Raw genomic sequence first — 14279 nt, 5'->3', positions numbered from 1 at the left:
GATCAAAGTGACGAGCAAAGCGCCAGCGGCCCTGGGCCACGCCTTGACCTTGGCCGGGTCGATGACGTGGGAGATCACCTGGGCGCTGATCCTGGGCTTTTTGCTCTCGGCAGTGGTGCAGGCGGTGGTACGCCGATCGACGATCGTGAATCTGATCGGCGACGACCGGCCCCGCACGCTGGCCGTGGCCGCCGGGCTGGGCGCGGCGTCGTCGTCGTGTTCGTACGCCGCGGTGGCGCTGGCCCGGTCGCTGTTCCGCAAGGGCGCCAACTTCACCGCCGCGATGGCGTTCGAGATCGGCTCCACCAACCTGGTCATCGAACTGGGCATCATCCTGGCGTTGTTGATGGGCTGGCAGTTCACCGCCGCGGAGTTCGTCGGGGGCCCGATCATGATCGTGGCGCTGGCGCTGCTGTTCCGGATGTTCGTGCCCTCCCGGCTGGTCGACGCCGCCCGCGCCCAGGCCGAGCGCGGCATCGCCGGTTCGATGGAAGGCCACGCCGCGATGGACATGTCGATCAAGCGGGACGGATCGTTTCGGCAGCGGTTGTTCTCCGCCGAGGGCTTCACCTCGGTGTCGCACGTGTTCGTGATGGAGTGGTTGGCGATCGTGCGCGATCTGGTGCTGGGCCTGTTGATCGCCGGCGCCATCGCGGCGTGGGTTCCCGAATCATTTTGGCAGAGTTTCTTTTTCGCCAACCATCCCGGTGCGGCGGCGCTGTGGGGCCCGATCGTCGGCCCGGTCGTGGCGATCGTGTCGTTCGTCTGCTCGATCGGGAACGTGCCGCTGGCCGCGGTGCTGTGGAACGGCGGCATCAGCTTCGGCGGTGTGGTCGCGTTCATCTTCGCCGACCTGATCATCCTGCCGATCCTGAACATCTACCGGAAGTACTACGGCACCAGGATGATGCTGACGATCCTGGCAACCTTCTATCTCGCCATGGTCGGCGCCGGCTACGCTATCGAATTGCTGTTCGGCGCAACGGATCTCATACCCCACCACCGCAACGCCACCGTCATGGAGGCGGCGGTCTCGTGGAATTACACCACCTGGCTGAACATCGTGTTCCTGGCGATCGGGGCCGTGCTGGTGGCCCGCTTCGTCACCTCCGGCGGGCTGCCGATGCTGCGGATGATGGGCGGCTCCCCCGAACCCGAACCCGGCGGACACCACCACCACTGAACACCGGCGCGTCGCCTCAGGTGTCAACGCATTGTGGGCAGGTGCCGTAGAAGTCGATCTGGTGGGCGACCCCGGTGAAGTGGTGTTGCCGGGCCAGTTGGGTGGTGAGGCATTCGACGTCGTCGACGGTGAACCCGATCGCGAACCCGCACTGGCGGCACAGCAAGTAGTGGCGATGCCCGGACACGGTGCGTAGCCGATACAGCATCTCACCGTCTTCGGCGCGCTGGGTTTCCACGATGTCCTGGTCGGCGAACGCGTGCAGGATCCGGTACACGGTCACCAGCCCGATCCGAACGCCGTCGTCGTGACGGAGCTCGAGATGCAGCTGTTGGGCGCTACGGAAACGGTCGCTGCGCTGCAGCAGCTCGAGCACGGCTCGTTGCTGGGCGGTCATGCGCGAGCGATGTAGCAGCCGCGACGACGGCATTGTTGTGCTCCTCGGATGTGTTGTGTGGCAAGGCCGCCGGCCGGTACGAGCCCCGACGGTCGCGGGCACCGACGACGGCGGTGAGCAGGTAGATGAGGGCGGCGGTGCTCATGATGGTGAAGGTGGCCGGGGCCGCCGGAACGGCATAGGCGACGGCGACGCCGATCCAGACCGCGGCGGCGGCCAGCAGCGCGGACAGCCAGAACGCCCGCCAGGGATGATTGGTCAGCCGGGCGGCCGCGGCGGCCGGGGCGGCGAGCAGACCGAGGACGACGAGGGTGCCGATGATCTGGGTGGCTTCGGCGACGGTGATTCCGACGACGATCAAAAAGGTCGTGCTCAGCAGTCGGGTCGGCACGCCGGCAGCCCGGGCGATGCCCGGATCGATGGTGGCGAACAGCAATGGGCGGGCGATCGTGACCAACACCGCGGTCAACGCCGCCGCGCCGACGACCGCGAAGGTGCGGGCGTCGTCGTTGATCCCAAAGATGCTGCCGAACAAGACATTTACGTTCGCCGTGCCGTTGTGGCCGCTGCCGTGGCTGGTGTAGTAGGTCAAAAACAGCGCACCCAGTCCGAGTATCCAGGAGAAAAACGACCCGATCGCGACGTCGTCGGCACCGAGTCGGCTCATCGCGGCCAGCAGGACCGCCGCGATGATCGTCGACGCGAACAGTCCCACCCGTGGATCGATCCCGGCCACCAGCGCCGCCATGGCGCCCGAGTAGGCGACGTGTCCCTGCGCGTCCCCGGCGAAGACCTGGCCGCGCAGCACGAGGAAGTAGCCGGCCAGCCCGCACACCGCGGCCACCGCGGTCCCGGCCACCAGGGCGTGCTCGATGAACGGATGCGACAGCATGTTCGCCGCGCCGGTCAGTGGGTCCGACGCCCCGACGTACACGTCGATCTTGCTCATGCCGTCACCACCGGCCGTGCCGGGATGCCCTGCCGGTCGACCCGCAGCAGCGCCCGCTCGGCGGCCGTGCGATAACCGACGGCCAGCAGATAGCCGGCGAATGCGAAACTGCTGACCCAGAATCCGATTGGATAGGGCGAGTAGAAGGCGCACCCGATGCCCAGCCAGGTCACCGTGACCGCCAGCACGATGGACAGCACGATTCCCGTCACGGGCCGGGCGGTCAGTTGGAACGCGGCCGCGGGCGGGGCCACTAACAACACGAAAACCAGGAGGCTGCCCGTGATTTGGCTGGCGCCGGCGGTGGCAGCACCGAGCACCAGCAGGAACACCATGGCGACGCCGCGGGTGGGGACGCCGTTGGCGGTGGCCGCGTCGGGGTCGATCGAGGCCCACAGCAGCGGCCGCCCGATCGCGGCCAGCACCACCAGGCACACCAGCGCGGCGATCATCAGCGCGCCGAGCTGCCCGGTGGTGACGCCGGTGATGGCGCCGAACAGCAGGTTGGTCAACCCCGACAGGAATCCGTGATACAGGCTGACGAACAAAAACCCGGTCGCCAGTGCCAGGGCCTGGATCGTGCCGATGCCGGCGGATTCCTCGCTGAGGCTGCTCAGCGTTCCCGCGCGAGTTGACCTGGGCAGCAACGCGATTACCGCGGCAGCGCCGACGCTGGCGGCGAAGTAGCCGTAGCCGGTGGCGATGCCCAGCCACGCCGCGGCGGCGGCCCCGGGGAAGCCGACGATGGCCAGGGTGTGTCCGGCGAAGCTTTCCTTGCGCAGCACCATGATCCATCCGACGACACCGGCCAGCACGGCGACCACGGTGCCGGCCCGGAAGGCGGTCACCATGAACGGATAGACCCACATCTGCTGCACGTCGGCGATCACGTTCCAGCCCGGCTGCGCAATCATGCAGGCGCTCCGGCGATCTGGGTGGCTGCGGCCGGTCCAACGGCACCGGGCTGGCCGACGACGAACAAATGCCCCGCCCGGTCGTGCAGCACGTCGATCGGCATGCCGTAGAGCGCGGACAGTTGATCGGCGGTGATCACCTCTTCCGGTGTTCCGATCATCGCCGAACCGGCGGCAAGATAGATGACGCGGTCGAGGTAGGGCAGGATCGGGTTGACGTCGTGGGCGACCATGACCACCGCGACATTCTCGCGGCGGCAGACGTCGCCTACCAAGGCGCAGATCCCGGCCTGGCTGGGCACGTCCAGACTGTCCAGCGGTTCGTCGAGCAACAACAGTTTGGGCCGGCGGATCAGTGCCTGCGCGATCAGCAGCCGCTGTTGTTCGCCACCGGAGCAGCGGCCGATCGGACGCGTGGCATAGTCAGCGGCGCCGACCATGTCGATGACGTAGTCGAGCCGTTGCCGCCGTCGCGCCGAACGTCGCGGGGCCAGCAGGCGGGCCAGCCCGGGCACGGGTGTGCCCCAGCGTGCGCCGTCCAGTCCCAGGGACACCACGTCGATGCCGCGGATCCGCACGCTGGCGTCGAACGCGCGCCGTTGCGGCAGGTACCCGATCAGGTTCGCGCGCCGGCCGGGCCGCGCGCCCAGCACCTCAACCAATCCGCGCGTCGGAGTCAGGCCGATCAGGGATTTCAATAGCGTCGATTTACCGCAGCCATTCGGTCCGAGCACCGCGACGAATTCTCCGGCGCCGAGCTCCAGGGACACCTCCGACCACACGGTCTTGCCGCCCACCACGGCCGACGCGGCGCGCATCCGGACCACGGTCTGCTCGGACCCCACGGCGGTCATCTACTTGCCCGTCGCGCCGTGTAGAGCGTCGGAGAGCGCGGACAGTTGGCTGGACTGCCAATCTTGGAACGATGCGTTTTCCGGCGACAAGGTCTCGGTCACGGTGGTGACGCGGATGCCCTGGTTTTTGGCCGCGTCGACTTGGGCCTGCACATCCGGTGTGGCGTTTTGAGTGTTGAACACGTACACCCTGACGGCCTTGGTGGCGATCTGGTGGTCGATGGTGGCCTTGTCCGCCGGCGAGGGATCCGTGCCCTCGCTGATTGCCTTCAGAAATTCCGGTGGGGTGATCAGGTTGAGCCCCAACGCATCCGAGAGCGGAGCGAAAATCGATTCGCTGGCGCCGACCGGTGTCCCGGCGTATTTGGCTTTGATGGTGGCGATCAGACCGTGGTAGGTCGCCAAGGTTTGGTTGAGGAACTCGGTGTTGCGCTGGTCGAAATAGGCCGAGTCGGCAGGGTCCGCCTTTTTGTATGCGGCGGTGATCGCCCCGGCAACCTTGGTCACCGAGTCGGGCGAATACCACTGGTGCGGGTTCCCGCCCGCCGGGACCCCGACGGTGTCGCCGACGTTGACCACGGTGTGCTTCGAATTTGATTCGGAGGCAAGCATTTTGTCGGCCCAGGCGTCGTAGCCGATGCCGTTTTCGATGACGACCGTGGCATCCGAGACGGCGCGGGCGTCGGCAGCCGACGGCTCGTAGCTGTGCGGGTCGGTGTTGGGATTGGTGATGATGCTGGTCTCCTGCACGCGATCGCCACCGAGCTGAGCCGCGATGCTGCCCCACGCGTTGATGGTGGCGACCACCGCCAACTTGGACGCGGCCCCGGGGCCGCTCGTGCCGGTGGGCCCCGATTGCGCCGGATTGCCACCGCCGCACGCGATAACGCCGAACAGCACCGCGACCGTGTTCACCGCCACCCATGCCGCGCTGCGCCGCCGACCTGCCATCACATCACTCCCCTGACTTTATTGAAAATGATTTCCATTAACATGGCGACGGTAGCACGCCGCCGCGAGCTTTGCACTCGACCGGTCCGGGCACCGGTGACAAGGCCGATGGTCAGCCCGGCTGGCCGTCGACATTGGCGGCGTCGCCGTCGGCGGCCAGCCGGTCGGGGCAGTAGGCGCTGGCGGCCGCTTTCGCAAACCTGGCAGCGCTGGTCATGGTGAAGGCGGGGTTGAGATCTCGGATGTCGCGGATGATGTCGAGCTCAGACGCGCCGGAATTGGCTAAGTCGCAGACCTTTTGGCCGGCTTTGATCACATGCTCGCGGTCGTGATAGGTGATGTGTGCGTCGGCGAGCGCGGCGAGGAATGCCTGGTCGGCCTCGTCGCCCGGGTCGGCGTGTGCCGCGGCGGCCAGGCCAATCGAGGCGACGACGGCGGCGAGCCCTGGTGCGAATCTCATATGCGGTTATCCTGCGGCGGGCGGGCGTCCGATGACGCGGGGGCGGAATCCGTAGATCGGGTCGGCGAACTCGTCCTCGGGGGAACCCGGGATACCGGCCAGCGGCACCCCCGGCATGCCCACCGCCCCTGCGCCTTCCATCACCATCGGGGTCGCGGCGCCGAAGCCGTGGTACGCCGCGGCACCCACCTTCGTCGTCGCCGCTACGGTGCTGACCGTCGCCCCGGTGTCGGCCCAGGTCGTCGGTACGGACAAGGTCCCCACCAAACTCGCCTGTCCCAACCCCGCGGTGGCGGCGGCACCGGGCAGCTTCGCGACCGACGACGCCAAGCCGACATTGCCGAGCCCGGCCGCCAGATCTTCGAGCCCCGAGGTGGTCGCGCTTGTGATGGCACCATTCGCGGCGGCCGTGGCTGCCGGATCGATGAACGTCGTCGGATTCAGAATTCCGTTGGTAGTGAAGGCGTTCGACAATCCGCCTACGCTGTTGTTGTTGAGGAAGGCGCCCAGGAGATTCTCGTTGGAATTGCTGAACAGGTTCATGACGCCGGCCAGCCCGGTGGTGGAGGTGTCCGAACCGGGAGCTAGACCGAGCCACGACCAGATGCCGGTCGGTGCAGGGGCCGCCGCGGCACCGGCGGCGCTGCCGGCCTGGTTGACCGCGGCCGCCTGCCCGGCTGCGGCGTCCTGGGCGGTATCGGCCCGAGGCTGGCTGAACGGCGTCATGTCACCGGCCGCGCGCGCGGCGATCGCGTAGCTGGTCATCGTGGCGCTGTTTTGCGCCCACATCTCGGCATACTGGGCGTTGGCGGCCGCGATCGCCCCGGCATTCTGGCCAAACAGGTTGCTCGCCAACAGGTTCGCCAGCAAGGTCCGATTGGCCGAGATGACCGTGGGCGGGACCGTCGCGGCAAACGCCGCCTCGTACGCTGTCGCGGCGGCGGCGGCCGAAGCGCCGACATGCTCGGTCTGCACGGCGGCTGCCGCCAGCCATGCCAGGTACGGTTGGACCGCCGCCGCCATCTTCTCCGCGGACGGCCCCAGCCAGTTTTCGGCGACCAGCGACGTGATGACTGATTCGTAATTGCCGACGGCCGAATGTAATTCAGCGGATAACGCATTCCACGCCGCCGCGGCCGCCAGTAGTGATCCCGATCCGGGACCTGCGTACATTTTGGCCGAGATGATTTCCGGCGGTATCGCCCCAAAATTCAGCATGACATCTTCTCCTGGTTTCTCAACCGGCGGCCGGCGGATGTGGCATAACGATCGGCCGAAATCCGTACCGTGGAATGGCTCGGCGGAGCCTGCGGCCGTTGCCGCCGAGCGGACCCGCGACGCCACCGGGACCTCCCGCGGCCGGCGCCGCGGCCGAACCGATATCGCTGAGCCCACCAACGGGCACTGCAGTCTGACTGGGCGTGATGTTGGTTGCCGATGCCCAACTCGGTGGCACCGACATCGATCCCACCAGGTCCGCGCGACCCACCTCCGCCGCGGCACCGGTCAGACCCGCTGCTTCCGTCGTGCTGGACGACAAACTCACGGTGGCACTTTCGGCCCCGTCCGCGAAGTCGTCCAGGCCGCCGAGCGTGGTGGCAACCGTCTGAAGGAAACTGAAGCCCTGCGCGGTGGAAACAATCGTCTGCGGGTTGAACGGTCCGCCGGCAAGCGAGCCGTTCAGCAGTGAGTTGCTGAAGAAATTGCTATTCAGGAAGCTGCCCAGCGCGGTATCGTTCGACCCATCCAACAGGCCCGTCAGGAAATCACCCGCCGACCCCGGCGTGGCCGCGCCGGCATCCGACGTTGCCCCCGCTGCCGAAGTGGGGTTGGCCGATAACGATGACTGTGCAGTGCCAGCGGCCGTGTTCGCCGCCTGACCGACGGCCTGGTTCTGTCCGGCCACCCCCTCGGCGGTGGTGTTCGTGCTCGGCGAGGTGAACGGCGTCATCTGCGACGCGGATCTCGATGCGCTGGCGTAGCCGGTCATCGCTGCGACATCTTGCGCCCACATTTCGGCGTACTCGGCGTCGGTGGCCGCGATGGCCGGGGTGTTCTGCCCGAAAATATTGGTGGCCACCAGGTTTGCCAGCAGTGTGCGATTGGCCGCAACGGCCGCCGGGCTGACCGTCATCGCGTACGCGGCCTCGAAAGCCGCCGCGGCCGCGGTAGCCTGCACCCCGGTCTGTTCGGCCTGGCCCGCCGTGGCTTGCAGCCAGGCCACAAACGGCGCCGCGGCGGCCGACATCGACACCGACGACGGCCCATGCCAGGTGGCGCCGGTCAAGTCTCGCAGCACCAAATCGTAATCTGTTGCCGCGGACCGCATCTCGGCGGCCAGCGCCCGCCAGGCCCCCGCGGCGGCCAGCATGGGTGCCGACCCGGGACCGGCATACATCCTGGCCGAGTTGACCTCCGGCGGCAACGCCGCGAAATCCAGCATGAACTCCCTTTCAGCGCCGGCCCGACCTGTTGTCGGCGGCCCAAGCTTATTGATAATCGTTTTCATTAAGCAAGCCGTACCATACCGCCTGCGCCGCACATGTCGACATGACGTAGGTCACCCGGCCGCCCCCGAACGGGCACCCCGCGCCGGCGGTATGCCAAACGGCCGATCGCCGCTACGCACCGCGGGCAGCGCGCGTCCGGCTTGTCGAAGATCAGCTACCTGCGGCCGGTACCGCGATCGCTACTTCGGCGTGCCCTTCCCGCCGGCCCACTTCGCGCCCTATCAATTCGAGCAGACTCGGCAGTTCGCTGTCGATCTTGCTGATCGGTTGTCGCAGAAGGCAATTCGCTAGGGGGTCAGCCGCACCGTGTTCATCGCCACCCCGGCGTCCGGCAGCCGCGTCAGCAACGCCTCCCCCATCGCGGCGGCCGGGGTGAGCACGCCGCGCACGTCGGTGAGGCGATCACGGTCGAGGGCCAGCGCCAGACCGCACTCGGCGAGCAGCACTCCGGTGCCGCTGTAGGCATCCAACTGCTGGCCGAAGGTCGCCAGGTAGCGGGCCCCGGTCGTGGTGGTGGTGTAGGTCTGCGCCGTGTAATGGCCGCGCTGACGCAGCGATTCGCCCGGACCGCTGCCGGGCTTCACCACCCGCTGCACCCATCGCCGCGGTATCCGGCGAAAGTGCCTGGCGCCCAAGCCGAATGCAGCCGCCACGGTTCCGGTCAGCGCAGCGGCGGCCACCGGCGCGGCGAACGACCTGCCCAGACTCATGGTCTCCGCATAGCGAAACCGCCGGCCGTAGGCCCAATTCTGTAATGCGTTGCTGCGCCGGACGATTCGGGTGTTGTGCGGCGCCCACAGCAGGCCACCCACCCAGAAGCCGGCGAGTTCGGGTGCGATCCGGCCGCCCGGCCGGCACCCGAAGTCGGGCTGGCGCCCCAGCTCCGGTTCGGCCCCGCGGTCGGGGGTCAACGTGTACGGGTCGGCCATCAGCCGTCGCGCCTCGGGGTCGCTGGAGGCGGTGCGCATCGACTCGAATTCCGAGGCGACGGTGCCGCCCGATCCCCCGCCCTGGAAGAAGGACCGGAACACCAGGGTGGTGTCGCACAATTCGCCCGCCCCGTCGTCGAGTGCCCGGCGGTACAGCTGGTATACGTTCAGATCCGAAGGCAGCGAAGCGAATCCACACGAGACGACGATCCGGGCTCCGGTGTCGGCGGCCTGTTTGTGGTAGCGGTCGATGCTGGTGCGCACGAACATCACCTCGCCGGTCAGGTCGGCGTAGTCGGTCCCGGTCTTGGCACACGCCGCCACGACCGGTAAACCGTGCGTCGTGTAGGGCCCCACCGTGGTCAGCACCACGCGGGTGCGGGCCGCCATCGCCTGCACGGCGGCGGGGTCCGCGGCGTCGGCCACGATCAGCGGCCAGTGTCCCGCCGTGGCGCCGAGGGATTCGCGCACCGCCAGCAGCCGCTGCCGGGAGCGCCCGGCCAGCGCGACCCGCGCGCCGCCCGCCACCCGGGCCAGGTATTCGGCCGTCAGCCGGCCGGAGTAGCCCGTCCCGCCGTAGACGACGATGTCGAACTCGCGTTCGTCCGCACTCACGGGTCAGGCTCCTGGCGGCACCGCCATCGGCGCACGACCGTGTCAGTACGCATCCGAACGTCGCTCCCGCAGCCGGCGGTTCACCGGGTCGGGCAACAGCGCGGTGACGTCGCCGCCCAGCATCGCGACCTCCTTGGCCAACGACGACGACACGAAGGAGTACCGCGGCGAGGTCGCCACGAAAAATGTGTCCACATTCGCGACGTGCTTGTTCATCTGCGCCATCTGCAGCTCGTATTCGAAATCGGTGCCGGTGCGCAGACCCTTGACGATCGCGGTCATCCCGTGGGACGTGACGAAGTCCACCACCAGGCCTTGTCCGACCTCGACGCGCAGGTTGGGCAGGTGCGTGGTGGACTCCTCGATCATCGCGATCCGCTCGTCGATGTCGAACATGCCCTTTTTCGCGGGGTTGGTCAGGATCGCGACGATCACCTCGTCGAATTGCGCCGCAGCGCGTTCGAAGACGTCGATGTGACCCAACGTCACCGGGTCAAACGAGCCAGGACATACGGCGCCGCTCATAAGCGATCAAGGTAGCAGGGCGTCTCGGTCAAACTCGGCGAGCTCCAGCCGGGTGTCGCCATACACTCGCTGCGGCCACGGTGTCCAGCCGTCCGGCCAGGTCAGCTCCGTCGCGGCGGCGGCACGCTCGACGACGGCGAGCGACCCGGAGCGCACCCACCCGCGCTCGCCCAGCGCGGCCACGACGGACTGGACCTCGGCGGTGTCGAGGTCATAGGGCGGATCGGCGAGCACCAGATCGACCGGGGCCGCGGCACCGCCGGCGAGCACGGCCGCCACCGTGCCGCGGCGCAGCGTCGCACCGGGCAGACCCAGCGCCTCGATGTTTGCGGCGATGACGGCCGCGGTGCGCGGGTCCGCCTCGACGAACAGCGCCGACACCGCGCCGCGGGACAGCGCCTCCAGACCCAGCGCGCCCGAGCCGGCGTAGAGGTCGAGCACCGCCACGCCGGTCAGATCCCGCCGCGCGGTGACGATGTTGAACAGCGACTCGCGGACCCGGTCGGTGGTGGGCCGGGTCCCCCGCGGCGGCACCGCGATGCGCCGCCCACCGGCCGACCCGCCGATGATCCTGGTCACGTCCGCCGGCGTGTCAGCCCAGCACCACCAGCAGGTCTCCGCCCTCGACCTGCTCGGTGCTCGAGACGGCGACCCGCGCCACTGTGGCGTCCTTCGGCGCGGTGATCGGAGCTTCCATCTTCATCGCCTCGATCGTGGCGATGGTCTGGCCGGCGCTGACCCGATCGCCCTCGGCCACCGAGACGCTGACCACGCCGGCGAACGGCGCGGCGACATGGTCGGGGTTGCCGCGGTCGGCCTTCTCCGCGGTGGGGACGGTGCTGGCAATGCTGCGGTCGCGCACCAGCACCGGGCGCAGTTGGCCGTTGATGATGCACATCACCGTGCGCATGCCGCGCTCGTCGGGTTCGGAGATCGCTTCGAGTCCGATCAACAGGTCGACCCCGCGCTCCAGCTTGACCCGGTGTTCGTCGCCCTGCCGCAGCCCGTAGAAGAATTGGTTGGCCGACAGGTGCGAGGTGTCGCCGAATGTCTCCCGGTGCTCCTCGAATTCCTTTGTCGGGCCGGGGAATAGCAGACGGTTCAGGGTGGCCTGGCGTTTCGGTCCGGTCAGCGCCAACCCGGCCTCGTCCTCGGCGCTGAGCTGCTCGACCGGTTTGGCCGGTCCACGGCCGGCCAGCGCGGCACTGCGCAACGGCTCCGGCCAGCCCCCGAGCGGATCGCCCAGCTCGCCCCGCAAGAATCCCAGCACCGATTCCGGGATGTCGAATCGGCCCGGGTCGGAAGCGAATTCGTCCGCACTGGCGCTCGCACCGACCAGAGCCAGGGCCAGATCGCCGACCACCTTCGACGACGGGGTCACCTTGATCAGCCGGCCCAGCACCCGGTCGGCCCCGGCGTAGGCCTCTTCGACCTCCTCGAAGCGGTCGCCGAGCCCCAGCGCGATCGCCTGCTGCCGCAGGTTGGACAGCTGCCCGCCCGGGATCTCGTGGCGGTACACCCGCCCCGTGGGTCCGGGCAAGCCGGATTCAAAGGGGGCGTACACCTTTCGCAGCGCCTCCCAGTAGGGCTCCAACGCGCACACCGCCGCCAACGACAGGCCGGTGTCGTGCGGGGTATTCGTCGCGGCGGCGACGATCGAGCTCAGGGACGGCTGGCTGGTGGTGCCAGCCATCGGCGCCGCGGCGCCGTCGACCGCATCCGCCCCGGCCTGCCAGGCGGCCAGGTAGCTGGCCAACTGACCGCCCGGGGTGTCGTGCGTGTGGACGTGGATGGGCAGATCGAAGCGACTGCGCAGCGCGCTGACCAGCCGGTGCGCGGCCTGCGGGCGCAGCAGTCCGGCCATGTCCTTGATGCCCAGCACGTGCGCACCGGCTTCGACGATCCGCTCGGCCAGATCGAGGTAGTAGTCCAGCGTGTAGAGCCGTTCGCCCGGATCGCTCAGGTCGCCCGTGTAGCACATCGCGACTTCGGCTATGGCCGAGCCGGTTTCGCGCACGGCGTCGATCGCCGCGCGCATCGAATCCAGGTTGTTCAGGGCATCGAAGATGCGGAAGATGTCGATCCCGGTCGCCGTCGCCTCCTCGACGAAGGCCGACGTGACCGATTCGGGGTAGGGCGTGTACCCCACCGTGTTGCGACCCCGCAGCAACATCTGCAGACAGATGTTCGGGATCTCCTCGCGCAGTGCGGCCAGTCGTTCCCAGGGATCTTCCTTCAAAAACCGCAGTGCCACATCGTAAGTCGCACCACCCCAGCATTCCACGGACAACAGCTGCGGCATCGTGCGCGCCAGGTATGGCGCCACCATCAGCAGGCCGCTGGTGCGCACCCGCGTGGCCAGCAGCGACTGGTGCGCATCGCGGAAGGTGGTGTCGGTGACGCCCACCGCGGGCGACTCACGCATCCAGCGCGCGAAGCCTTCGGGCCCCAACTCGACGAGGCGCTGCTTGGAGCCGACCGGCGGGGCGGTCTCCAGGTCGATCTCGGGCAGTTTGTCATGTGGATACACCATCGACTGCCGCGGGCCGTGCGGCTGGTTGACGGTGACATCGGCCAGATAATTGAGAATCTTGGTGCCGCGGTCGGCCGAGGCCCGCGCCGTCAGCAGGTGCGGCCGGTCGTCGATGAACGACGTGGTGATCCGGCCGGCCTGAAAGTCCGGGTCCTCCAAAACCGCTTGCAGGAACGGGATATTCGTCGACACGCCGCGAATCCGGAACTCGGCGATCGCGCGCCGGGCCCGGGCGACGGCGGCGTGAAAGTCGCGACCCCGGCAGGTCAATTTGACCAGCATGGAGTCGAAATGGGCCCCGATCTCCGCCCCCAGGTTGGTGCTGCCGTCCAGGCGGATGCCCGCGCCGCCGGGGCTGCGGTAGGTGCTGATCCGACCGGTGTCGGGTCGGAACCCGTTGGCCGGATCCTCGGTGGTGATGCGGCACTGCAGCGCGGCGCCGTGCGGGGCGATGTTCTCCTGCCGCAGCCCGAGATCGTCGAGGGTCTCGCCGGATGCGATGCGCAGCTGGCTGGACACCAGGTCGACGTCGGTGATCTCTTCGGTGACGGTGTGCTCCACCTGAATTCGGGGATTCATCTCGATGAAGACGTACTGGCCGCTCTCGTCCAGCAGGAACTCCACCGTGCCCGCGCAGCTGTAACCGATGTGCCGGGCGAACGCGACCGCGTCGGCGCAGATTTTGTCCCGCAGCTCAGCGGAAAGGTTTGGCGCAGGCGCCAATTCGACGACCTTCTGGTGGCGTCGCTGCACGCTGCAGTCCCGCTCGTACAGGTGGATCACGTTGCCGGCATTGTCCGCCAGGATCTGCACCTCGATGTGTCGTGGCTTGAGCACCGCCTGCTCGAGATAGACGGTCGGGTCGCCGAAGGCCGACTCGGCCTCGCGGCTGGCCGCCTCGATGGCCTCGGGCAGCGCGGCCAACTCGGTGACCCGGCGCATCCCCCGGCCCCCGCCGCCGGCAACTGCCTTGACGAACAACGGAAACCGGATGCCGTCGGCCTCGGACTCGGCCATGGCAACCAACTCGTCGACCGACGCCGACGGCGCCGACGAGCGCAGTACCGGCAGCCCGGCTTCCCGGGCGGCCTGGATGGCTCGCGCCTTGTTTCCAGTCAGCTCAAGGATTTCCGCGCCCGGACCCACGAATGTGATGCCGGCCGCCGCGCACGCCGCGGCCAGGTCCGGGTTCTCCGACAGGAAACCATAACCGGGGTAGACGGCGTCGGCGCCCGCCCGGCGGGCGGTTTCCACGATCTCGTCGATGGACAGGTAGGCCCGCACCGGATGGCCGACCTCGCCGATCTGATAGGACTCGTCGGCCTTGAGGCGGTGTTGGGAATTGCGGTCCTCGTAGGCATACACGGCGACGGTGCCCACCCCGAGTTCGTAGGCCGCGCGGAAGGCACGAATCGCGATCTCACCGCGATTGGCTACCAGCACCTTGGAGATCACTTTT

General features: G+C 68.3%; 13 protein-coding genes. 1 reads left to right on the top strand and 12 read right to left on the bottom strand.

Features of this window, described 5'->3' with window-relative positions; genetic code table 11:
- The first annotated feature begins 7 nt into the window (after positions 1 to 7).
- Positions 8 to 1183, top strand: a complete 1176-nt coding sequence (locus tag AWC25_RS19410) for a permease (RefSeq protein WP_372513423.1) — start codon at positions 8 to 10, stop codon at positions 1181 to 1183.
- Between the two features lie 16 nt (positions 1184 to 1199).
- Here the strand turns inward: AWC25_RS19410 and AWC25_RS19405 are convergent, their stop codons facing one another.
- From AWC25_RS19405 to AWC25_RS19355, 12 genes are all read right to left on the bottom strand, one after another.
- A complete protein-coding gene (locus AWC25_RS19405) occupies positions 1200 to 1580 on the bottom strand; it encodes a Fur family transcriptional regulator (protein ID WP_232326887.1) in 381 nt (126 codons plus the stop codon).
- Positions 1522 to 2529 carry a metal ABC transporter permease gene (locus AWC25_RS19400; protein ID WP_084229119.1) on the bottom strand — a complete coding sequence of 336 codons (1008 nt, stop codon included), beginning with the start codon at positions 2527 to 2529 and terminating at the stop codon, positions 1522 to 1524. Before AWC25_RS19400 ends, AWC25_RS19405 begins: the two co-directional genes overlap by 59 nt.
- Entirely contained in the window at positions 2526 to 3443 is a 918-nt protein-coding gene (locus AWC25_RS19395) for a metal ABC transporter permease (protein WP_069398596.1), read from the bottom strand. Before AWC25_RS19395 ends, AWC25_RS19400 begins: the two co-directional genes overlap by 4 nt.
- A complete protein-coding gene (locus AWC25_RS26665) occupies positions 3440 to 4297 on the bottom strand; it encodes a metal ABC transporter ATP-binding protein (protein ID WP_069398595.1) in 858 nt (285 codons plus the stop codon). Before AWC25_RS26665 ends, AWC25_RS19395 begins: the two co-directional genes overlap by 4 nt.
- On the bottom strand, positions 4298 to 5248 hold the full coding sequence (locus AWC25_RS26660) for a metal ABC transporter solute-binding protein, Zn/Mn family (protein ID WP_142278946.1): 951 nt from the start codon (positions 5246 to 5248) through the stop codon (positions 4298 to 4300).
- Positions 5249 to 5360: 112 nt separating this feature from the next.
- Positions 5361 to 5708 carry a DUF732 domain-containing protein gene (locus AWC25_RS19385; protein WP_085167296.1) on the bottom strand — a complete coding sequence of 116 codons (348 nt, stop codon included), beginning with the start codon at positions 5706 to 5708 and terminating at the stop codon, positions 5361 to 5363.
- 6 nt (positions 5709 to 5714) lie between these two features.
- Entirely contained in the window at positions 5715 to 6926 is a 1212-nt protein-coding gene (locus tag AWC25_RS19380; RefSeq protein ID WP_085167295.1) for a PPE family protein, read from the bottom strand.
- A 19-nt stretch (positions 6927 to 6945) separates the two neighbouring features.
- Entirely contained in the window at positions 6946 to 8151 is a 1206-nt protein-coding gene (locus AWC25_RS19375; protein ID WP_069398591.1) for a PPE family protein, read from the bottom strand.
- Positions 8152 to 8505: 354 nt separating this feature from the next.
- The gene (locus AWC25_RS19370) at positions 8506 to 9762 is read right to left on the bottom strand and encodes a saccharopine dehydrogenase family protein (protein WP_085167294.1); all 1257 of its coding nucleotides are present in this window, start codon (positions 9760 to 9762) and stop codon (positions 8506 to 8508) included.
- Positions 9763 to 9804: 42 nt separating this feature from the next.
- Positions 9805 to 10287 carry a pantetheine-phosphate adenylyltransferase gene (gene coaD, locus AWC25_RS19365; protein WP_069398589.1) on the bottom strand — a complete coding sequence of 161 codons (483 nt, stop codon included), beginning with the start codon at positions 10285 to 10287 and terminating at the stop codon, positions 9805 to 9807.
- Positions 10288 to 10293: 6 nt separating this feature from the next.
- A complete protein-coding gene (gene rsmD / locus AWC25_RS19360; protein ID WP_085167293.1) occupies positions 10294 to 10866 on the bottom strand; it encodes a 16S rRNA (guanine(966)-N(2))-methyltransferase RsmD in 573 nt (190 codons plus the stop codon).
- A 13-nt stretch (positions 10867 to 10879) separates the two neighbouring features.
- Complete coding sequence (locus tag AWC25_RS19355; protein WP_085167292.1) at positions 10880 to 14275, bottom strand: pyruvate carboxylase; 3396 nt, start codon at positions 14273 to 14275, stop codon at positions 10880 to 10882.
- Positions 14276 to 14279: the final 4 nt, after the last annotated feature.

Source organism: Mycobacterium sherrisii (assembly GCF_002102355.1).
In the GTDB taxonomy this organism is placed as follows: Bacteria; Actinomycetota; Actinomycetes; order Mycobacteriales; family Mycobacteriaceae; genus Mycobacterium; species Mycobacterium sherrisii.
The sequence above is the reverse complement of the archived record's forward strand: the minus strand, read 5'-3'. Positions and strand labels throughout refer to the sequence as shown.

Coding starts and splice junctions, on each gene's coding strand:
- coaD (WP_069398589.1), bottom strand. CDS start 10,287: ATGAGCGGCGCCGTATGTCCTGGCTCGTTTGACCCGGTGACGTTGGGT.
- AWC25_RS19385 (WP_085167296.1), bottom strand. CDS start 5,708: ATGAGATTCGCACCAGGGCTCGCCGCCGTCGTCGCCTCGATTGGCCTG.
- AWC25_RS26665 (WP_069398595.1), bottom strand. CDS start 4,297: ATGACCGCCGTGGGGTCCGAGCAGACCGTGGTCCGGATGCGCGCCGCG.
- AWC25_RS19375 (WP_069398591.1), bottom strand. CDS start 8,151: ATGCTGGATTTCGCGGCGTTGCCGCCGGAGGTCAACTCGGCCAGGATG.
- AWC25_RS19405 (WP_232326887.1), bottom strand. CDS start 1,580: ATGACCGCCCAGCAACGAGCCGTGCTCGAGCTGCTGCAGCGCAGCGAC.
- AWC25_RS19400 (WP_084229119.1), bottom strand. CDS start 2,529: ATGAGCAAGATCGACGTGTACGTCGGGGCGTCGGACCCACTGACCGGC.
- AWC25_RS19380 (WP_085167295.1), bottom strand. CDS start 6,926: ATGCTGAATTTTGGGGCGATACCGCCGGAAATCATCTCGGCCAAAATG.
- AWC25_RS26660 (WP_142278946.1), bottom strand. CDS start 5,248: ATGGCAGGTCGGCGGCGCAGCGCGGCATGGGTGGCGGTGAACACGGTC.
- AWC25_RS19395 (WP_069398596.1), bottom strand. CDS start 3,443: ATGATTGCGCAGCCGGGCTGGAACGTGATCGCCGACGTGCAGCAGATG.